The sequence below is a fragment of the Pseudomonas sp. GL_090 genome (assembly GCF_057837765.1).
This window is the reverse complement of the sequence record NZ_CM174452.1, coordinates 1,458,257-1,476,336: the sequence shown is the minus strand read 5'-3', so window position 1 is coordinate 1,476,336 and position 18,080 is coordinate 1,458,257. Positions and strand designations below refer to the sequence as shown.

The window sequence follows — 18,080 nt, the reverse complement described above, 5'->3', positions numbered from 1 at the left end:
GAAGATTCCCACCCAAAATTAAGATTTTGCCCACTTCAATGCTTCATTGGATTGCCACACCAGCCGAATTTTCATCCCACCGCCACTGTCTGAAAAATCAGGCGCCCCCTCAAAAGGAACTCGGTCATGAAATTCGCAAAAATCGCGCAGAAACTCGCCCTCTGGGCCGGTAGCCCCAAGACGTTCATGAGCGCGTTGATCCTGATTTTCCTGTGGGGGTTGAGTGGACCGATTTTTCATTTCAACGATACGTGGCAGCTGATCATCAATACCTCGACCACCATCATCACGTTCCTGATGGTGTTCCTGATCCAGAACACGCAGAACCGCGACACCGACATCCTGCATTTGAAAGTCGACGAGTTGTTGCGGGTGACCAAGGAGGCGCAAAAGGCCATGCTCGGGCTTGAGGCGTTGGACCTCAAGCAGCTGGAGGCGCTGCGCAGGCATTACCGCGCCATGGGCGAGAACCAGGTGTTCGACCTCGATGGCCTGAACCCAACGCATAATCCCAAGCCGCATCTGGATCAGTGCTGATCAGAAAAACGGCGCGTGACTGAAGCCCCGCGCCGTTTGTGCTCAAACTTTTCGCTTAACTTTTGGCCTGCAACGCCTTGGCCATTTCCAGGTGATTTTGCAATTTAGGCAGGGTTTCTTCGGCGAATGCCTTGATTTGCGGTACGTCGGTGGTCTGCGCCTCCTGCTGCAACTGATCGATGGCTTCCTGGGTGGTCTTCACCTGACTGGCGGTATAGGCCTCGTCGTAGGTCGCCCCATCCATGACTTGTGGCATCAGGGCTTTGGCCTTTTCGACAATTTCTTCGCGGGGGGCGACCGGTATATCCAGTTGCCTGGCGATTTTCGCCAGGTGCTGGTTCGCCGTGGTGCGGTCGTTGATGACGATAATGGTGTAGTCCTTGACCTCTTTGGATTCGGCTTTCTGATGCGCCAAGCGACTCGTTTCAATATCGGCAATACCTTTTGCCGAGGCCTCGTCGATGAATTCGGCAGTCGACTGGGCAAAGACGCCGCTGGCAAACAGGCCCAGTAACGTGGCAAGACTGGTCTTACATAATCGGGTGGCCATCCGGTTCATGGTCGCGCCCTCCTCGTTAAATTCAAACGGGAGCTTTCGCCCCCGCCTCTCAATCAAAACCACCTGCATCCTTTAGCGGGATTTCTGACCGCCCTTGCGGCCCATGTCGGGTTTCGCCGGGTCTTTTTCGACGGTCGTAGTGGTGGTTTTCCCACCCTTGCGACCGGCTTCAGAAGCCTTCGTTCGATCGTTGGCGAAGTTCCCCGAGTTCGAGTTTCTTGAATTAGGCATGATTCTCTTCCTCTTGGTGGTAGTCGCGGCGAGCTGTAGCCCGCATAGAATCTGAATTTGCGCGCCCCAAAAGGTTTAGAAAATTACTTGGCTGCCACGACGAACGGTGCGCGGTTTTTCAGACCAGTCGCAGGTGATGTTCGCGTTTGGCGCAGTACATCGCCTCGTCGGCATGCCGAAACAATTGCTTCTCTTCAGTGCCGTGATCGGGGTATCGAGCGACGCCGATACTTGGATGGATGTTCAGGCTGTGCCCGTCCAGCCGCAGAGGCTGGGCCAGGACCTGACGGACTTTCTCGACCACGATGTCGGTATCGTCCGCCGCATGAATGCTGTGCAGCAACACCACGAATTCATCGCCGCCGATGCGGGCCACGGTGTCGGTTTCCCGCACGCAACCCTTGAGTCGGTTGGCCACCGCTTGCAGCAGCATGTCGCCGACCGCGTGGCCATGGGTATCGTTGACTTGCTTGAAGCGGTCGAGGTCGACGTACAACAGCGCCATGCGCCCGTCGTCCTCCCGGGCCACTTGCAGTGACGCCTTGAGCCGGTCGCGCAGCAGCTCGCGGTTGGGTAACTGGGTCAGTTGGTCGTACTGGGCCATGTATTGCAGGCGGGCGTGCAATTGCTTGCGCTCAATGGCGGTCGCGACCTGGGCGCAGACGTATTGCAGCAGTTCTTTGTCCTGCTCGGTGTAGCGCTCGCCGCCCGGAATGCTTTTGACGATCAACGCGCCGATGGTGCCGTTCTGCGAGTTCAGCGGCACACCCAGCCAACAGGGTGCGTTCTGCCCGGTCGGCAGCACTTCGAAGCCAACGGGAGGTGGGTGCTGGTCCGGAGTCAACAGGATCGGCTGCCCCGTGCGGATCACTTCGGCGCACAGGCGCCCGGTCATGGTTCCGGGCTGCTCGGGCTGTGGCTCATGGTCATCGACGTGATAAGGGAAATTCAACTGCGCGCAGCGCTCGTCGTACAGCGCCACGGAAAAATTCAGTGCCGGCAGCCATTCGCCGATGATCATGTGGATGCGTTTGAACAACGCCAGCAGATCCTCTGCCGCATGGGCCGCCTCGGAAATCGCATACAACGCGGCCTGCCGGGATTCGGCCTGCTTGCGTTCGGTGATGTCGCGAGCCACCGCGATGCGCAACTGATCGTCCTCGGACCAACGTGCCGACCAGAGAATGTGCACCACGCTGCCATCCTTGCGCAGGTAGCGGTTTTCGAAGTTGAGCTTGGGCTCGCCACCCATGATTTCCCGAGCGGCGTCGAGGGTGCGCTGGCGATCGCCCGGGTGCACCATGTCGATCATCGCCTCGCCGATCATCTCTTCGGCGCTGTAGCCGAAAATACGATCGCACGCCGCGCTGACAAAGACGAAGCGGCCCTGCTTATCCACCGCACAGACGGCGTCCAGCAACAAATCGATATAGCTCGCCAGCGGCGCGGAATTCCGGTTTTCCATGGTTCAGCGTGGGTGTCCCGATAATGCAGCGCTCATCAATCATCCCTGCCCTGCCAGCCTTGCGTCCTTGTGATCACGTTCAAGCCTTGTTCGGCATCAGCCCCGGCAACGCATGTACCAGCGCGTTGATGGCGAAACCGATGAACATCACCCCGCACAACCGGGTGATTGCCAGTTCATGACGCTGGTACAGGCTGCGCACCCGCCGCGCACCGACAACGCCAATGAGAATAGCGTAGGCGAGCAAACCGCCGACGAAACTCAGGGCGATCAGCGCCGGCAGCATCGACCAGTTGAGCAGTTCCGCGCGGCTCGACAGCAGTGCCGTGAACGTCGCCACCGCCACCGGATAGGCCTTGGGGTTGGTCAGACCAAACAGAATGCCGTGCCAGAACGGCTGCCGCGCCGGGCCCTGTGGCGCATCAGCGCTGCTGCGACGGGCGCGCACCGCACGCCAGCCGAGCCAGAACAGGTACAGTCCGCTGAGCACTCCGAGCACGTCGAACGCGGTACTGCCGATCTCCCGTGCACCGACAATCGCGATCAGCGCCGTGCTGCACCACATCACATCGCCGAGCAAATGCCCGCACAGAAACCCCGCCCCGGCCCGTCGCCCATGGGCCGCGCCAATGCCGAAAACCGCCAGCACACCCGGTCCCGGGGTGATGCCGTAGATAAAACCCGAGGCAAGCACGGCCATTAGCAAGGATGGGGTCATGGGGAGTCCTTTTGAACTGCCTGGTGAATGGTGGCCAGTCTATATCAGGTCTTCAGCTGTCGACTGCCTGATCGCGACAGAAATTCTTCAGCGGTGGGTCCCCTGCACGATCCGTTCATTCAACCAGTTCAACGCCTGATCTCCGCCCCGACGCTTGTGCCAGACCAGCACAAAGGTGAACGACGGGATGTGAAATGGCGGCGGGACGACAATCAGTGATTGCTCATCGATATCGCGCAAGCCTCGCGACGCGACAGTGAGGATCAGGTCGGTTCCACTGATGAATTCCGGGGCGACGCGCCAGTGCGGCAGGCTGACAGCCACACGACGACGTTCGCGCAATGCGGTCAAGGCACGCTCGATCTCCGGGGTGCCGCTGCCGCGCATCTCCAGCAGGACGTGAGGTCGTGCCAGGTAGGTGGGCAGGTCGAGCACACCATCGGCGGGCAGGCTGTCGCGGTCCACCAGGCAGGCATAGTGCTCTTCGAACAGCGGAGTGCTGCGCAATTCATTGGGCATTTCCGGGAATACACCGGCGGCGACATCAATGTCACCGTTGAGCACCCCTTCGAGCATGCTTTCGCGGCTGCCATGGCTGATTTGCAGGTCGATGCCCGGCGCTTCGCGGCGCAAGGTCCGGATCAGTCCCGGCAGGACAATGGCGGCGCCGTAGTCGGACATCGCCAGGCGAAAGGTCCGCTGGGTGGTCGCAGGATCGAAGGCGTTCGGCGCCAGCAGCGCTTGCACCTGGGCCAGGGCTTCGGCCAGCGGCGCCACCAGCTCCAGCGCTCGCGGAGTTGGTACAAGGCCGGCACCAGCGCGCACCAGCAGCGGATCGCCAAGCAGGTCACGCAATCGCGCCAGCGCATGACTGACCGCTGGCTGACTCAAGTGCAGACGCTCGGCCGCCCGGGTCACGTGTTGCTCGCTGAGCAAAGCGTCGAGGATCACCAGCAAGTTGAGGTCGATACGTCGAAGATCATTCATCTGCTGCATGTTCTGGATAACAAAACGGAATTTAAATCTGCGCGACGAATACCCTAGAGTCCAGCAAAACCTGTTGGAGATCGATCATGAGTACGTTGCATTGGGCCGGTCTGATAGGGCTGGCGATGATCGCCGGGGCGGTGGTGCCGTTTCAAAGCGCAATCAACGTCAACCTCGGGCGCGGGTTGGGCCATCCGTTGTGGGCAACACTGGCATCGTTGGTGGTGAGCGTTCTGGTGTTGTTGCCGATCATGCTGGCGCTGCGTTTACCCCTGCCCTCGCTGGCGTTTATCAGCAAGGCATCACTGTGGATGTGGACCGGTGGCGCATTTGGGGTGTGTTTTATTTCGCTGGCGCTGGTGCTACTGCCCAAGCTGGGGGCTTCGGGGTTCATGGCATTGGCGTTGGCGGGGCAAGTGGTGGCTTCACTGTTACTTGACCACTTTGGCTGGTTCGGGTTGGCGGAGCGGCAGGTGACATTGCCCAAGGTGTTCGGGGCGGTGTTGTTGATTGCAGGGGTGGTGTTGATTCAATTCGGTGCCACACCGAGCAAAACTTTGGTGACGGGGTAAGGCGACAGTGCTGTGGTGCTCGCGATGGCGTCAGCGTTGTCACCACAGACTTCAGACCTTTGATCACAGCCTTCGCCAGCCCCGGCACGGATGCGTGGTCCGTGCAGGGACCGGCGTAGCCTGCGAACCGTTTAGAACTTATCCAGCGTGCGCAACTTCTGCGGCAACCCCCATAGCAACAGCGCCACCGCGATCAGCGCACACACACCAATGACATACAGCGCCGGCGTGGTGCTGCCGGTCAGGTCCTTGATCCGGCCGACCATCACCGGGCTGACGATGCCGCCGAACTGGCCCAGGGTGTTGATCACCGCGATCCCGCCGGCAGCGCCCGCGCCGGCACCGGCCAGCAGTTTTGGCGGCAGGGTCCAGAAGCTCGGGATGGAGGCGATGATCCCGGCACCGAGCAGGCCCAACGCGACAATCAGGAAGGTCGTGTGACTGGCGAAGATCCCCGCGCTGAAGAACCCGACCGCACCAACCGCCACCAGACCGGCGACAAACTTGCGTCGCTCGCCAGTAGCATCGGACAGGCGTCCGATCACCACCATGCTGATGGCACCGCAGATATAAGGGATGGCTGTCAGCAAGCCGATCATCACCGGACTCTCGGTCCCTGCGCTACGGATCAGTTGCGGTGCCCAGAAATTCAAGCCGTAGGACGCCACCTGAATCAGGAAATAGATCAGGCCCAAGGTCAGGAAGCCCGGAATCCGCAGTGCGGCGAGCAGCGAACCTCCGCTCTTGTGCGGTTCATGTTGAGCGATGCGGCTGGCCAGCAGGGTCTTCTCCGAGGGCGTCAGCCAATGGGCGTCTTCGATGCGGTCCTTGAGCAGGGTCAGCACCAACAAGCCAAGGCCGATACACGGCACGCCACCGAGCAGGAACAGCCAGTGCCAGCCACGCATTTGCAGCACGCCGTCGAGGTGTTGCAGCACGAGGCCCGAGAACGGCGCGCCCACCAGGCCGGCGAACGCCGACGCCAGGAACAGCATCGAGGTGATGCGCCCGCGATAGTGTTGCGGGAACCACAACGTCAGGTAATACAGCACGCCCGGGGCAAAACCCGCCTCCATCGCACCGATCACGAAGCGCAGCACGTAGAACTGCCATTCGCTGTTGACGAACACCATGGCCGCCGTGGCCAGGCCCCAGGACATCATGATCCGGGCGATCCAGCGCCGGGCGCCGACCTTGTACAGCATCATGTTGCTGGGCACTTCGAAAATCACATAACCGACCACGAACAACCCGGCACCCAGGCCGTAAGCGGTGTCGCTCAGACTCAGGTCGGCCTGCAGCTGAAACTTGGCGAAGCTGATGTTGATGCGGTCGAAAAAGGCGAACAGGTAGCAGACCATGATCAGCGGCATCAGGCGCCAGGCGACTTTGCTGACCAGGGCTTTTTCTTCGTCGTGGCTAACGGCCGGGCTCGCGCCGGCCTCCAGTGCATTAAGGCTCATTGCAGTTCTCCAGGCGGACTTCCCGTAGGTGTCCGATTGTTTTTGTTGTCTGGTTAAGGTGCTTTTTTACTGTAGGAGCGAGCCTGCTCGCGATGACTGAGTCACATCCAACATTGATGTCGACTGACACACCGCTATCGCGAGCAGGCTCGCTCCTACAGGGGGTTGGTGTCAGGTAGGGATCGGGTGCAGGTCACAATTACGCCCGGCCTTGGCCAGTTGTCCGGGCACTTCATGGCCGAGCAGCTCCGGCAGTCCTCGGGACAGTTTCAGTAGCAGCGGCAGATCGATACCGGTGTGGATGCCGACTTCATCGCACAGGTTCAGCAGATCCTCGGTGCAGATGTTTCCCGACGCACCCGGCGCAAACGGGCAGCCGCCGAGGCCGCCGAGGGCCGCATCGAAACGTCGGGCGCCAGCCTCGTAAGCGGCCAGCACGTTGCACAGGCCAAGGCCGCGAGTGTTGTGAAAGTGCAGGGTCAGGTCCGCCGCGGACACACGCTGCAGCACCCGGCGCACCAGCCGGTCGACCTGACGCGGATTGGCCATGCCGGTGGTGTCGGCCAGGGTGATGCCCTGGATGCCGAGTTCCTGATAGGCCTCGACGATTTGCACCACGCGGTCCTCATCGATCTTGCCTTCGAACGGGCAGCCGAAGGTGGTGGCGATACTGCCGTTGAGTCGAACGGAACTGTCGCCAGCGAACTGCACAATCTCGCCGAACGCGGCCAATGAATCTTCACAACGCATGCGCATGTTCGCCAGGTTGTGGGTCTGGCTGGCGGACATCACCAGGTTCAGTTCATCGGCACGGCATGCCAGCGCCCGTTGCGCGCCCTTGAGGTTGGGAATCAACGCGACGTAGATCACCCCCGGTTGCCGGGTGATGCCCTTGAACACCAGTTCGCCATCGCGCAGTGCCGGAATGGCCTTGGGCGACACGAACGAACCGGCTTCGATGCGGCTGAATCCGGCCTGCGACAATTGATCGATCAGAGCAATCTTGTCGTGGGTTTCAACCCAGGTCGGCTCGATTTGCAAACCGTCGCGCGGGGACACTTCCTGCACGATCAGGCTGTCGGAATAATCGGTGATCATTGCACTACTCCTTCGACTTTCAGGCGTTCGATGTCCATCGCGGTCAGGCCCAATTGCGCGAGGATGCCGTCGGTGTGCTGGCCCAGTCCGGGGCCGGACCAGTTCACGCCGCCAGGGGTTTCCGAGAGTTTCGGCACGATGCCCGGCATCTTCACCGTGGCGCCACCGGGCAGTTCGGCATTGAGCAGCATGTCCCGCGCCTGATAGTGCGGATCGGCGACGATGTCGGCCACCGAGTAGATGCGCCCGGCCGGGACTTCGGCGGCTTCCAGGGCGACCAGTACCTCATCGATCGGCAGGCTGCTGGTCCAGTGGGTAATGGCGGCGTCGAGCACATTGCTTTTGGCTGCACGCCCGTCGTTGTGGGCGAACTCCGGCGCTTCGGCCAGATCGGCGCGGCCGATGGTTTGCATCAGACGCCTGTAGATCGGATCGCTGTTGCCGGCAATCACCACGTAGGCGCCGTCGGCCGTCAGGTAGGTGTTGGACGGTGCGATGCCCGGCAAGGCGCCGCCGCTGCGTTCGCGCACATGGCCAAGCATGTCGTATTCCGGCACCAGGCTCTCCATGACGTTGAACACGCTTTCGGCCAGGGACACATCGACGATTTGCCCGCCACCCTGCCCGGTCTTGACCCTGAGTAGCGACATCAGCGCACCGATCACCGCATGCAGCGACGCCAGGGAATCGCCGAGGCTCACACCGACCCGCGCCGGCGGCGAACCGGGGGTGCCGGTGGTGTAGCGAATCCCGCCCATGGCTTCGCCTATGGCACCGAAACCCGGGCGATCACGGTATGGGCCGGTCTGGCCGTAACCGGAAATCCGCACCAGCGTCAGATTGGGATTGAGCGCGTGCAACACGTCCCAACCGAGGCCCAGTTTCTCCAGGGCGCCGGGGCGCAGGTTTTCGATCAGCACATCGGCACTGGTCGCCAGTTGCTTGACCAGTTCGATGCCTTCGGGGGATTTGAGGTTCAGCGCCAGGGACTTCTTGTTGCGCGATTGCAGGTACCACCACAGCGAGGTGCCTTCGTGCAGCTTGCGCCATTTGCGCAGGGGATCGCCCTGGCCCATGGCTTCGATCTTGATCACCTCGGCGCCGAACTCGGCCAGCATGCGCGCCGCAAACGGCGCGGCGATCAGCGTGCCGATCTCGATCACTTTGATCGCACTCAAGGGGGCAGTCATCGCGGGGTACCTCTTGTTCTTGGAATATGCGCCAAGGCTAGAGGACAGGGGGCTCGGGAATCCAACCTTCAGTTGGCAACGGGCGTTCGCGAAATGCGAACGCTCGGGGAGATTGTCGTGGCCTCAGGTCAGTCATCGCGAGCAAGCTCGCTCCCACAGGGGAACGCATTCCAATGTGGGAGCGAGCCTGCGCGCGATGAGGCCGGTGCATTCAGCCGAGAACTGTCAGACATGACCCCGCAAATGCTCAAACAACATCCGGCTCACCGGCGACAGCAACGCCTCATCGCGCACCACCAGAATCAACGCCCGATCCGACCACTCGTCCGTCAACGGCACCGCGTGCAACCCCAGCGCCCGGCCAAACAGCTCATAGGCGCGCTGCGGAAGGATGCCAATCCCCATGTTGGCCTGGACCATGCGGCACATGGCATCGAACCCTGGCACATGAATGCGCACCCGCAACACCTTGCCGGCCTCACGGGCTGCGGCGTGGGTGCGCATGTTGATCGAACTGGCGGCATGCAACCCAACGTAATCGCTGCCCAGCGTATCGGCGAACGCCACGCTCGACCGGCTCGCCAATGGATGGTGCGGCGGCATCAACACCATCAGTTTGTCCCGGCGATACAGCACGCTGTGCAGGCCCTTGATGTCACTGTCGATGGAACAGATCCCGAAGTCGGCCACCCCGTCGAGCACGCCCTGAATCACCCCGGCGCTGGGGCGTTCTTCGAGGTCGGTCTTGACCTGTGGGTGACGCTCGGAAAAATCCCGCAGGTCCTCGGGCAAAAACTGAATGATCGCCGACAGGTTGGCGAGCATCCGCACATAGCCGCGCACACCGTGACTGTGCTCCCCCAGTTCAAGCCCCATTTTCTCGACGTTGAACAACATTTGCCGGGCATGGTGCAGCAAGGTTTCACCGGCCGGCGTCAGGGACATGCCCTTGGCCTGGCGCACGAACAGGCTGATGCCCAGCGCCTCCTCCAGCTCCATCAAGCGCTTGCTCGCCGCCGAAACTGCAATCGCTTCGCGCGAGGCGGCACGGGTCAGCGTGCCTTCTTCATGCACAGCGACGAACAGTTGCAGGGTGATCAGGTCGAGACGGCGGATCAGGCTTTTTTGCAGCATCGGGTACTCGGCGAAGTCGGCTCAGGCGAAGTCGCAGCATAGCGTTCTTCGCCCACGTCATGCCGTGGTCCGGTCACCGGTCGTGATAAAGTCGCCGCCCACAGACCTTTTGCCGTGAGACGAAGACCGCAATGACCGATTTCCAGGATGTCGATGCTCAACTTGAAGACTGGAACGCCTTGCGCAGCACTGCTTCGTTCAGTGGTTTGCTGGTGGGCAACGGTGCCAGTCGCGCGGTGTGGGACGATTTTGGCTACGAGTCGCTGTTCGACAACGCCCGCACCGTTGAAGAAAAACCCCTGAGCCCGTCCGAGCTGAGCGTGTTCGATGCGCTGCAGACCCGCAGTTTCGAGCAGGTACTGAGCGCCTTGAAAACCACCAGCCGGGTCAACAAGGCCCTGGCTGTCAGCTCTGCCGCCCCGCGCAACCGCTACTATGCGATCAAGGAAGCGCTGATCAATACCGTGCATGCGGTGCATATCCCATGGCGACTGGTAGTGCCTTCGACGCTGGCATCCATCAACCAGGAACTGGCGAGCTATCGCACGGTGTTCACCACCAATTACGACTTGCTCAACTATTGGGCAGTGCAACACCAGCCTGAGGCGATCACCGATCTGTTCCTGGGCACCGAGCCCGGTTTCGACCTGAGCGACACGGCCACCGATAAAACCCGTTTGCTGTACCTGCACGGCGGTCTGCATCTGGTGCGCAACCAGGACGGTACGGCGCGCAAGCTGATGTCGACCGAGGGCACGTTGCTGGGCAGTTTCGCCATCAACAACACGATCAAGACCCTCGACGACGTGCCGCTGTTCGTCAACGAAGGGCCGAGTGCGGACAAGCTCAAGACCATTCGCAGTTCGGACTATCTGTCGTTCTGCTACGAGCAATTACTCGGTCATGGCCAGGCGCTGTGCATCTTCGGCCATGCGTTGGGGGAGCAGGACAGCCACATCATCCATGCCTTGCGCCTGGCGAAACCACAGGTGGTGGCGATCTCGATTTACCCGCGCAGCAAGGCGTTCATCCAGCACCAGAAGCGGCATTACGCGAAGGTGTTTGAGGGGACGGGGGTTGAGTTGCGGTTTTTTGATTCCAAGAGCCATGCGTTAGGTGGCACGAAGCTCACGGTTCCTGTCGAGGTTTAGCGGCGACGCGGCTGACGCTATCGCGAGCAGGCTCGCTCCCACAGTGACCGGGTTTCTACAGGAGAAATGCAGTCAAATGTGGGAGCGAGCCTGCTCGCGATGCTTTTGGCAGTCGACTCATTCTTCGCTGCTGTGCACCACCACCAGCAACTGCGCCTGCACCTCGCCCACCGAACGAATCCGGTGCGGCTTCTGCGCATTGAAGTGCAACGCATCGCCACGTTCGAGCAGCACGCGCTCGTTCATGAAGTCCACTTCCACACGCCCTTCATGGACAAACAGAAACTCCTCGCCCAAATGCTCCTTGAAGGTCTTGTCGGCGAATTCGGCCGGCGGGTAAATGATGAACGGCAACAGGCTGCGTTCGCTGACCTGATGGGCCAGCACCGCATAACCCGAATTGCTGTCACTGGCACCCAAAGGTTGCCGCTCGTGGCTGCGCACCAGGCTGTAGCTGTCGAGGCTGACGTTGTCTTCAGAGAACAACTCTTCGACCTTCACGTTCAGCGCCTTGGCCAGTTTCAACGCCGCCGCAATCGATGGCGTATTCAACCCCCGTTCGACTTTCGACAGGTAACTCTTGGTCATGCCGGATTTTTCGGCCAGGGCTTCCAAGGTCACGCCAAGTTTTTTTCTGAGTAATTTCAAACGGATAGACATGTAGAGCGATTAATCCATCAAGGAGGCAGCGATTTGTCCTTGCTAATGACACAAGGTGTCATATAGCCTCTTTAGTGTCATTTGCACTCATCGACGACTTCGCGAGGAACCGATGAGCGGCAAACCCGACGTCCATTGAATCACCCAAAGGACACCGATATGGCCAAGACATTAGCACTGCCCAAAGAGCAACTGGTCAAGCAAGCGCTGAGCCAAATGCAAAATACCCTGGCGGATAATACGTGGACTGCCCGACAAAAGCTGGCCCTGACCTGCCGCGTCCTGTTCGAGCACGGTCACGACTCCGGCCTTGCCGGGCAAATCACCGCCCGTGGTCCGCAACCCGGCACTTACTACACTCAGCAACTGGGCCTGGGTTTCGACGAAATCATCGCGAGCAACCTGCTGCTGGTCAACGAAGACCTGGAGGTGCTCGAGGGCCACGGCATGCCCAACCCGGCCAATCGTTTTCACAGTTGGGTGTACCGCGCCCGCCCGGATGTGAACTGCATCATTCACACCCATCCGACACACGTTGCGGCCTTGTCGATGCTGGAGGTGCCGCTGCAGATTTCCCACATGGACCTTTGCCCGCTCTACGACGATTGTGCGTTTCTTGAAGGCTGGCCGGGTGTGCCGGTGGGTAATGAAGAAGGCGAGTTGATTGCCGGGGCGCTGGGCGACAAACGGGCGATCCTGCTTTCCCACCATGGCCAATTGTCCACCGGCAGCACCATCGAGCAAGCCTGTGTCATCGCGCAACTGATCGAACGCGCCGCGAAGCTGCAATTGCTGGCGATGAGCGCCGGGAACATCAAACCGATCATCCCCGAACTGGGGCGCGAAGCCCATGACTGGATTGCCCGGCCGAAACGCCACGCCGCCGCTTTCAACTACTACACCCGGCAGATCCTGCGCCAACACGCCGATTGCCTGAACTGAACCCATTGATAGAACGGAGAGACGCCATGTCCACCGCAAACATTCACGGCATCATCGGCTACACCATCACGCCTTTTACCGCCAATGGCGAAGACATCGACCTGGACGCCCTCGGGCGCTCCATCGATCGACTGATCGAGGGCGGCGTGCACGCCATCGCCCCGCTGGGCAGCACCGGTGAAGGTGCCTACCTGAGCGACGCGGAGTGGGATCAGGTCAGCGAGTTCAGCATCAGGCACGTGGCCAAACGCGTGCCGACCGTCGTCAGCGTGTCCGACCTGACCACCGCTAAAGCGGTGCGTCGCGCGCGTTTCGCCGAAGCCCATGGCGCCGATGTGGTGATGGTGCTGCCGACGTCCTACTGGAAACTCAGCGAAGCGGAAATCCTCGCCCATTACCGCGCCATCGGCGACAGCATCGGCGTACCGATCATGCTCTACAACAACCCGGCCACCAGCGGCACCGACATGTCGGTGGACTTGATCCTGCGTATCGTCAAGGCCGTGGAAAACGTGACCATGGTCAAGGAGAGCACCGGCGACATCCAGCGCATGCACCAACTGCAACGCCTCGGCGAAGGCCAGGTGCCGTTCTACAACGGCTGCAACCCGTTGGCCCTGGAAGCCTTTGCCGCTGGCGCAAAAGGCTGGTGCACCGCTGCGCCGAACCTGATCCCGCAGCTCAACCTGGACTTGTACGAAGCGGTGCTGGCCAACGATTTGCGCAAGGCACGCGAGCTGTTCTATCGCCAGTTGCCGCTGCTGGATTTCATCCTCAAGGGTGGCTTGCCGGCGACGATCAAGGCGGGGTTGCGGGCGACGGGGCTGGAGGCGGGGGATCCGCGGCTGCCGGTGTTTGCGTTGGGTGAAGCGGGTTGTGCTCAGTTGCAAGATCTGTTGAAGACCCTGCGCTGATCTTCAGCCGTACATAAAACCACTGTGGGAGCGAGCTTGCTCGCTCCCACAGGGATACTCAGTGAAGTTGAAACAGTGATTCAAAGCACCGGCAACGTCTTGTCCTTGACCACCTTGGACGAGCCGTTGGCCTTCACGCTGGCAATGCCTTTCTCCATGGCGGCATCAGAGGAATAGGCTTCGCTGCTGCCGATGATCTCGTGGTTGCCCGCCTTGAGGTTGAAATACGGGTGGCCATCCTTGGTGGTTTTCTTCTCGTAACGCTCATCCAGCTGGCTGTTGGCCTGGACCGAGGCGATGCCTTTGTCGGCGGCGGCGTGGGTGGTGTACAGCTCGCTGGTCAGAATGGTCTCGGCGTTGGCCGCCTTGAGGACAAACCTGAACTGGCCACTGCTGCTTTTGCTCACTTCATACCATCCGGACATGCTCTTTCTCCTTGGCGATTGAGAGGTTGCGCGCTTCACAGTAAAGACCAGCCCGAGACATCTGTCGCCTGTGCCGGCCCCTTCGCGAGCAGGCTCGCTCCCACAGTAGATTTGTGTACACCAGATCATTGTGGGAGCGAGTTTGCTCCGGGCGGCGTTCCGACGATGGCATCAACACGATCTTCCTTACTTCGCCGCAGCCCGCACCACCGACAACTCCGGCGCCGACGTGCGCCGCTGGTTCAGATACCGCGTACAACTCACCCTCAGGAACGAAGCGAAATTGACCACCTCGCCGCGGTAGTCCATCACCTCTTCATACAGCTTGGCGATCAACTGATTGGTGGTCATGCCATCGACCTCGGCGATTTCACTGAGGATGTCCCAGAACTGATTCTCCAGCCGCAGGGTGGTGACCACCCCGCAGATGCGCAGCGAGCGGGAGCGCGATTCGTAGAGTATCGGGTCGGCTTTGACGTACAGCTCGCACATGGACATGGCCCTCGTTACAGCGTGATTTTGGTGCCCAGCAACCCCAGGAAACCGGCCAGCCAGTTCGGGTGTGCAGGCCAGGCCGGCGCCGTGGCCAGATTGCCCTGGACATGGCCGTCCGTCACCGGAATATCGATATAGGTACCGCCCGCCAGTCGCACTTCCGGAGCGCAGGCCGGATAAGCGCTGCATTCGCGACCTTCGAGAACACCCGCTGCCGCCAGCAACTGCGCGCCGTGGCACACGGCAGCGATCGGCTTGCCGGCCTTGTCGAATGCGCGCACCAGTTCCAGGACTTTTTCGTTCAGGCGCAGGTACTCCGGCGCGCGGCCGCCCGGAATCAGCACCGCGTCATAATCGGCGGCGTTGACCTTGGCGAAATCGAAGTTCAGGGCAAACAGGTGACCGGGTTTTTCACTGTAGGTCTGGTCGCCTTCAAAGTCATGGATCGCCGTGCGCACGGTCTGGCCGGCGGCTTTGTCCGGGCAAACGGCGTGCACCGTGTGGCCGACCATCAGCAACGCCTGGAACGGCACCATCACTTCATAGTCTTCGACGTAATCACCGACCAGCATCAGAATTTTTTTTGCCGCCATGGGGAGGACTCCTCTGGAAGTGGGCTTGCAGGAGTATTCAAGTTAGTCCGATTCCGCGGGAGTGGGTAATAACCAGCTACTACTGTGTAATCGTTCTTCGCGAGCAGGCTCGCACAAGGACGACACAATCCCTGTGGGAGCGAGCCTGCTCGCGAAGTGGCCCGCAAACTGTACGGATAACTCTGCGCCTAGCTGTAACAGCGGGAAACCCACGGTTTATGGCTATATGAAGCCCTATCCCATTTCCCAATATTCTGGTTGCCATCATGTCCTCGCGCGAAAACACCGGCATGGCCCTGGGCCTGCTCGGCGTTGTGATTTTCAGCCTTACCCTGCCCTTCACGCGGATCGTCGTGCAGGAACTGCACCCGCTGCTCAACGGCCTGGGCCGGGCACTGTTTGCGGCGGTTCCGGCGGCGTTGCTGTTGCTGTGGCACCGGGAAAAATGGCCGACCTGGAAACAAGTCAAAGGCCTGACGTTGGTGATGGCCGGGGTGATCCTCGGTTTCCCGGTGTTGTCGGCCTGGGCCATGCAAACCTTGCCGGCGTCCCACGGTGCGCTGGTCAACGGTTTGCAGCCGCTGTGCGTGGCGCTGTATGCCGCGTGGCTGTCCCATGAGCGGCCGTCGAAAGCCTTCTGGGCCTGCGCCGCATTGGGCAGCGCGCTGGTGCTCGGTTATGCACTGATCAGCGGTGCCGGCAGCATTCAGGTCGGTGACTTGCTGATGCTTGGCGCCATTGCAGTGGGCGGACTGGGCTACGCCGAGGGAGGCCGACTGGCCAGGGAAATGGGCGGTTGGCAGGTGATCTGCTGGGCGCTGGTGCTGTCGACGCCGCTGCTGATCGGGCCGGTGGTATATCTGGCACTGCAACATCAGGGCGAGATTTCCGCCAAGACCTGGTGGGCCTTCGGTTATGTCTCGCTGTTTTCGCAATTCATCGGCTTCTTCGCCTGGTACGCCGGGCTGGCCATGGGGGGCATTGCCCGGGTCAGTCAAATCCAGTTGCTGCAGATTTTCTTCACCATCGCCTTCTCGGCGCTGTTCTTCGGTGAACATGTGGAGCCGATTACCTGGCTGTTTGCTGGCGGGGTGATCGTGACAGTGATGCTGGGACGCAAGACAGCGGTCAAATCCAATCCTGTGGGAGCGAGCTTGCTCGCGAAGGGGTCGTCACATCCAACATAGGTGCTGAATGTCAGTCCGCAATCGCGAGCAAGCTCGCTCCCACAGGGGTTAGAGAAAGCCGTCAGCGCGCAGCAGGGTTTCCAGGCAATGCTCGCTGATGTGATAGAAATCCTTCAGTTCCTGAATCTTCGCCAGCAACCGGGTCGGGTCCACCGGCTCGGCGCGCTTGACTGCCAGGATCATCTTGTTCTTGTTGGTGTGGTCCAGTGAGATGAACTCGAACACCTTGGTCTCGTAGCCGCAGGCCTCAAGGAACAACGCGCGCAAACTGTCGGTGACCATCTCCGCCTGCTGGCCCAGGTGCAAGCCGTATTGCAGCATCGGCTTGAGCAGCGCCGGGCTCTGGATTTGCAGGCGGATCTGTTTGTGGCAGCACGGCGAGCACATGATGATCGAAGCGCCGGAACGGATGCCGGTGTGGATCGCATAGTCGGTGGCGATATCGCAGGCATGCAGGGCGATCATCACGTCCAGCTCGCTCGGCGCCACGCTGCGCACGTCACCGCACTTGAACACCAGGCCGGGGTGTTCAAGCCTGGCGGCCGCGGTGTTGCACAGGGTGACCATGTCTTCACGCAGTTCGACGCCGGTCACCTCGCCTTCGGCCTTCAAGGTGTTGCACAGGTAATCGTGGATGGCGAAAGTCAGGTAGCCCTTGCCCGATCCGAAGTCCGCCACCCGCACCGGTTTGTCCAGCGCCAGGGGCGACGAGGTCAGCGCGTGGCTGAACACTTCGATGAACTTGTTGATCTGCTTCCACTTGCGCGACATCGCCGGGATCAGCTCATGCTGCTTGTTGGTCACCCCCAGGTCGGCGAGAAACGGCCGGCTCAGGTCAAGAAAACGGTTTTTCTCACGGTTGTGCTCGGCCGAAGGCACTTCGCGCAATTGCTGAGGTTGGCTCTTGAACAGCGATGACTTGCCCTTTTTGCTGTATTCGAGCTGGGCTTCGTCGGTCAACGACAACAAATGCGCATTTTTGAACGACGCTGGCAGCAACCCGGCAATGCTCGCCACGCCTTCGGCCAGCGGCAGGTTCTTGGTGATATCGCGGGTCTTGTAGCGGTAGACAAAAGACAGGCAAGGCTGTGCCTTGACCGTCACCGGCTTGATGATGATCCGCTGCAGGTCCGTTTCATCACCCACGTACTTGGCCAGCACCAGTTTGATGAACGCGTTGTGCTCGAGGCTGGTTTGCAGCAGGTCGATGAACTGGGCGTGATGATCCGGCGCGAGGCTGGCGGGAGTGGCGGTGACGGACATGGAAAAACGGCCTCGGCAATACGAATCGGGGGATGCCGGGTATTTTAGGGGGGACGAGGGTTTTGGGCACGGGGTAATTTTGCGCCAGGTCCCGTTCCCGCCGATCGGGACCTGAATCCAACCGTCGCTACCTCAGGGCTCCACCAGCCGAAGTTTGCGATTGGTCGGCGAGTTAATGACGAACTTGACGATCAACCCTACTGGCACCGCCCACGTCAGACCGTTGGCCGGATCAGTGACCACGGCGACAGTTTCGGAACTTGCGTCCAGATCCAGACGCCGGCGATCGTTGCTGGACTTGAGCAATCCGTAGGCGTGGCTGACCAGCCGCTCCGCTTGGTGCATCGGCATATCCAGACTCTGCAAATGCCTAACCGCGCGGCAGAACAGCACTTGATCATCAATCACACCCTCGCCCTCATGACGGGCCAGAAACGTCTGCGCTATGGCCAATAGCTCCTCATTCAAATGGGCCTGTTCATCAACCTCCTTCATG

The 18,080-nt window shown here is 60.6% G+C and carries 21 protein-coding genes; 6 read left to right on the top strand and 15 right to left on the bottom strand.

Annotated elements, in window-relative coordinates; genetic code table 11:
• Positions 1-126: 126 nt before the first annotated feature.
• The gene (locus AC3ITA_RS06535; protein WP_095945130.1) at positions 127-537 is read left to right on the top strand and encodes a low affinity iron permease family protein; all 411 of its coding nucleotides are present in this window, start codon (positions 127-129) and stop codon (positions 535-537) included.
• 55 nt (positions 538-592) lie between these two features.
• Here the strand turns inward: AC3ITA_RS06535 and AC3ITA_RS06530 are convergent, their stop codons facing one another.
• The 5 genes from AC3ITA_RS06530 to AC3ITA_RS06510 form a co-directional block, all read right to left on the bottom strand.
• Entirely contained in the window at positions 593-1,096 is a 504-nt protein-coding gene (locus tag AC3ITA_RS06530; RefSeq protein ID WP_095945131.1) for a DUF4142 domain-containing protein, read from the bottom strand.
• Positions 1,097-1,168: 72 nt separating this feature from the next.
• Entirely contained in the window at positions 1,169-1,327 is a 159-nt protein-coding gene (locus AC3ITA_RS06525; protein WP_095945132.1) for a KGG domain-containing protein, read from the bottom strand.
• A gap of 118 nt (positions 1,328-1,445) precedes the next feature.
• On the bottom strand, positions 1,446-2,792 hold the full coding sequence (locus AC3ITA_RS06520; protein WP_095945133.1) for a sensor domain-containing protein: 1,347 nt from the start codon (positions 2,790-2,792) through the stop codon (positions 1,446-1,448).
• A 79-nt stretch (positions 2,793-2,871) separates the two neighbouring features.
• Positions 2,872-3,510 carry a LysE family translocator gene (locus tag AC3ITA_RS06515; protein WP_095945134.1) on the bottom strand — a complete coding sequence of 213 codons (639 nt, stop codon included), beginning with the start codon at positions 3,508-3,510 and terminating at the stop codon, positions 2,872-2,874.
• Positions 3,511-3,597: 87 nt separating this feature from the next.
• A complete protein-coding gene (locus AC3ITA_RS06510; RefSeq protein WP_150673095.1) occupies positions 3,598-4,506 on the bottom strand; it encodes a LysR family transcriptional regulator in 909 nt (302 codons plus the stop codon).
• 77 nt (positions 4,507-4,583) lie between these two features.
• Here AC3ITA_RS06510 and AC3ITA_RS06505 point away from each other — a divergent pair, with 77 nt between their 5' ends.
• The gene (locus tag AC3ITA_RS06505) at positions 4,584-5,069 is read left to right on the top strand and encodes a DMT family transporter (RefSeq protein ID WP_095945136.1); all 486 of its coding nucleotides are present in this window, start codon (positions 4,584-4,586) and stop codon (positions 5,067-5,069) included.
• Positions 5,070-5,200: 131 nt separating this feature from the next.
• Here AC3ITA_RS06505 and AC3ITA_RS06500 read toward each other — a convergent pair whose 3' ends face one another.
• The 4 genes from AC3ITA_RS06500 to AC3ITA_RS06485 all read right to left on the bottom strand — a co-directional run bounded on the left by AC3ITA_RS06500 (position 5,201) and on the right by AC3ITA_RS06485 (position 9,954).
• Positions 5,201-6,532, bottom strand: coding sequence for an MFS transporter (locus AC3ITA_RS06500; protein WP_150673096.1), 1,332 nt, complete (start codon positions 6,530-6,532; stop codon positions 5,201-5,203).
• A 171-nt stretch (positions 6,533-6,703) separates the two neighbouring features.
• Positions 6,704-7,630, bottom strand: a complete 927-nt coding sequence (locus tag AC3ITA_RS06495; RefSeq protein ID WP_414929203.1) for a hydroxymethylglutaryl-CoA lyase — start codon at positions 7,628-7,630, stop codon at positions 6,704-6,706.
• Complete coding sequence (locus AC3ITA_RS06490) at positions 7,627-8,820, bottom strand: CaiB/BaiF CoA transferase family protein (RefSeq protein WP_414929202.1); 1,194 nt, start codon at positions 8,818-8,820, stop codon at positions 7,627-7,629. The genes AC3ITA_RS06495 and AC3ITA_RS06490 overlap by 4 nt, the downstream gene beginning before the upstream one ends.
• A 225-nt stretch (positions 8,821-9,045) precedes the next feature.
• Complete coding sequence (locus AC3ITA_RS06485) at positions 9,046-9,954, bottom strand: LysR family transcriptional regulator (RefSeq protein WP_095945140.1); 909 nt, start codon at positions 9,952-9,954, stop codon at positions 9,046-9,048.
• A 131-nt stretch (positions 9,955-10,085) separates the two neighbouring features.
• Here AC3ITA_RS06485 and AC3ITA_RS06480 point away from each other — a divergent pair, with 131 nt between their 5' ends.
• Entirely contained in the window at positions 10,086-11,105 is a 1,020-nt protein-coding gene (locus AC3ITA_RS06480) for a DUF4917 family protein (protein ID WP_150673098.1), read from the top strand.
• Between the two features lie 117 nt (positions 11,106-11,222).
• Here the strand turns inward: AC3ITA_RS06480 and AC3ITA_RS06475 are convergent, their stop codons facing one another.
• Positions 11,223-11,765 (bottom strand): helix-turn-helix domain-containing protein, encoded by a 543-nt coding sequence (locus AC3ITA_RS06475; RefSeq protein ID WP_095945142.1) that lies wholly within the window; start codon positions 11,763-11,765, stop codon positions 11,223-11,225.
• 159 nt (positions 11,766-11,924) lie between these two features.
• Between AC3ITA_RS06475 and AC3ITA_RS06470 the strand changes: the two genes are divergently transcribed.
• On the top strand, positions 11,925-12,707 hold the full coding sequence (locus AC3ITA_RS06470) for an aldolase (RefSeq protein WP_095945143.1): 783 nt from the start codon (positions 11,925-11,927) through the stop codon (positions 12,705-12,707).
• A gap of 26 nt (positions 12,708-12,733) precedes the next feature.
• Complete coding sequence (locus tag AC3ITA_RS06465; protein ID WP_150673099.1) at positions 12,734-13,621, top strand: dihydrodipicolinate synthase family protein; 888 nt, start codon at positions 12,734-12,736, stop codon at positions 13,619-13,621.
• Between the two features lie 80 nt (positions 13,622-13,701).
• Here the strand turns inward: AC3ITA_RS06465 and AC3ITA_RS06460 are convergent, their stop codons facing one another.
• From AC3ITA_RS06460 to AC3ITA_RS06450, 3 genes are all read right to left on the bottom strand, one after another.
• On the bottom strand, positions 13,702-14,046 hold the full coding sequence (locus AC3ITA_RS06460) for a YegP family protein (RefSeq protein ID WP_150673100.1): 345 nt from the start codon (positions 14,044-14,046) through the stop codon (positions 13,702-13,704).
• A 186-nt stretch (positions 14,047-14,232) separates the two neighbouring features.
• Complete coding sequence (locus AC3ITA_RS06455; RefSeq protein ID WP_150673134.1) at positions 14,233-14,538, bottom strand: ribbon-helix-helix domain-containing protein; 306 nt, start codon at positions 14,536-14,538, stop codon at positions 14,233-14,235.
• 14 nt (positions 14,539-14,552) lie between these two features.
• Positions 14,553-15,134: a DJ-1/PfpI family protein gene (locus AC3ITA_RS06450; RefSeq protein WP_008051822.1), complete on the bottom strand. Its 582-nt coding sequence runs from the start codon at positions 15,132-15,134 to the stop codon at positions 14,553-14,555.
• Between the two features lie 266 nt (positions 15,135-15,400).
• On the opposite strand from AC3ITA_RS06450, the gene AC3ITA_RS06445 reads away from it, so the two are divergent.
• Positions 15,401-16,321, top strand: coding sequence for a DMT family transporter (locus tag AC3ITA_RS06445; RefSeq protein ID WP_150673101.1), 921 nt, complete (start codon positions 15,401-15,403; stop codon positions 16,319-16,321).
• Between the two features lie 48 nt (positions 16,322-16,369).
• Here AC3ITA_RS06445 and AC3ITA_RS06440 read toward each other — a convergent pair whose 3' ends face one another.
• Both AC3ITA_RS06440 and AC3ITA_RS06435 read right to left on the bottom strand, forming a co-directional pair.
• Positions 16,370-17,584, bottom strand: coding sequence for a class I SAM-dependent methyltransferase (locus AC3ITA_RS06440; protein ID WP_095945148.1), 1,215 nt, complete (start codon positions 17,582-17,584; stop codon positions 16,370-16,372).
• A gap of 132 nt (positions 17,585-17,716) precedes the next feature.
• A complete protein-coding gene (locus AC3ITA_RS06435; RefSeq protein ID WP_095945149.1) occupies positions 17,717-18,079 on the bottom strand; it encodes a hypothetical protein in 363 nt (120 codons plus the stop codon).
• Position 18,080: the final 1 nt, after the last annotated feature.

Bases quoted from the DNA above. Each gene is read 5' to 3' on its own strand.
- AC3ITA_RS06535 (WP_095945130.1), top strand. From the start codon at position 127: ATGAAATTCGCAAAAATCGCGCAGAAACTCGCCCTCTGGGCCGGTAGC.
- AC3ITA_RS06530 (WP_095945131.1), bottom strand. From the start codon at position 1,096: ATGAACCGGATGGCCACCCGATTATGTAAGACCAGTCTTGCCACGTTA.
- AC3ITA_RS06525 (WP_095945132.1), bottom strand. From the start codon at position 1,327: ATGCCTAATTCAAGAAACTCGAACTCGGGGAACTTCGCCAACGATCGA.
- AC3ITA_RS06520 (WP_095945133.1), bottom strand. From the start codon at position 2,792: ATGGAAAACCGGAATTCCGCGCCGCTGGCGAGCTATATCGATTTGTTG.
- AC3ITA_RS06515 (WP_095945134.1), bottom strand. From the start codon at position 3,510: ATGACCCCATCCTTGCTAATGGCCGTGCTTGCCTCGGGTTTTATCTAC.
- AC3ITA_RS06510 (WP_150673095.1), bottom strand. From the start codon at position 4,506: ATGCAGCAGATGAATGATCTTCGACGTATCGACCTCAACTTGCTGGTG.
- AC3ITA_RS06505 (WP_095945136.1), top strand. From the start codon at position 4,584: ATGAGTACGTTGCATTGGGCCGGTCTGATAGGGCTGGCGATGATCGCC.
- AC3ITA_RS06500 (WP_150673096.1), bottom strand. From the start codon at position 6,532: ATGAGCCTTAATGCACTGGAGGCCGGCGCGAGCCCGGCCGTTAGCCAC.
- AC3ITA_RS06495 (WP_414929203.1), bottom strand. From the start codon at position 7,630: ATGATCACCGATTATTCCGACAGCCTGATCGTGCAGGAAGTGTCCCCG.
- AC3ITA_RS06490 (WP_414929202.1), bottom strand. From the start codon at position 8,820: ATGACTGCCCCCTTGAGTGCGATCAAAGTGATCGAGATCGGCACGCTG.
- AC3ITA_RS06485 (WP_095945140.1), bottom strand. From the start codon at position 9,954: ATGCTGCAAAAAAGCCTGATCCGCCGTCTCGACCTGATCACCCTGCAA.
- AC3ITA_RS06480 (WP_150673098.1), top strand. From the start codon at position 10,086: ATGACCGATTTCCAGGATGTCGATGCTCAACTTGAAGACTGGAACGCC.
- AC3ITA_RS06475 (WP_095945142.1), bottom strand. From the start codon at position 11,765: ATGTCTATCCGTTTGAAATTACTCAGAAAAAAACTTGGCGTGACCTTG.
- AC3ITA_RS06470 (WP_095945143.1), top strand. From the start codon at position 11,925: ATGGCCAAGACATTAGCACTGCCCAAAGAGCAACTGGTCAAGCAAGCG.
- AC3ITA_RS06465 (WP_150673099.1), top strand. From the start codon at position 12,734: ATGTCCACCGCAAACATTCACGGCATCATCGGCTACACCATCACGCCT.
- AC3ITA_RS06460 (WP_150673100.1), bottom strand. From the start codon at position 14,046: ATGTCCGGATGGTATGAAGTGAGCAAAAGCAGCAGTGGCCAGTTCAGG.
- AC3ITA_RS06455 (WP_150673134.1), bottom strand. From the start codon at position 14,538: ATGTGCGAGCTGTACGTCAAAGCCGACCCGATACTCTACGAATCGCGC.
- AC3ITA_RS06450 (WP_008051822.1), bottom strand. From the start codon at position 15,134: ATGGCGGCAAAAAAAATTCTGATGCTGGTCGGTGATTACGTCGAAGAC.
- AC3ITA_RS06445 (WP_150673101.1), top strand. From the start codon at position 15,401: ATGTCCTCGCGCGAAAACACCGGCATGGCCCTGGGCCTGCTCGGCGTT.
- AC3ITA_RS06440 (WP_095945148.1), bottom strand. From the start codon at position 17,584: ATGTCCGTCACCGCCACTCCCGCCAGCCTCGCGCCGGATCATCACGCC.
- AC3ITA_RS06435 (WP_095945149.1), bottom strand. From the start codon at position 18,079: ATGAAGGAGGTTGATGAACAGGCCCATTTGAATGAGGAGCTATTGGCC.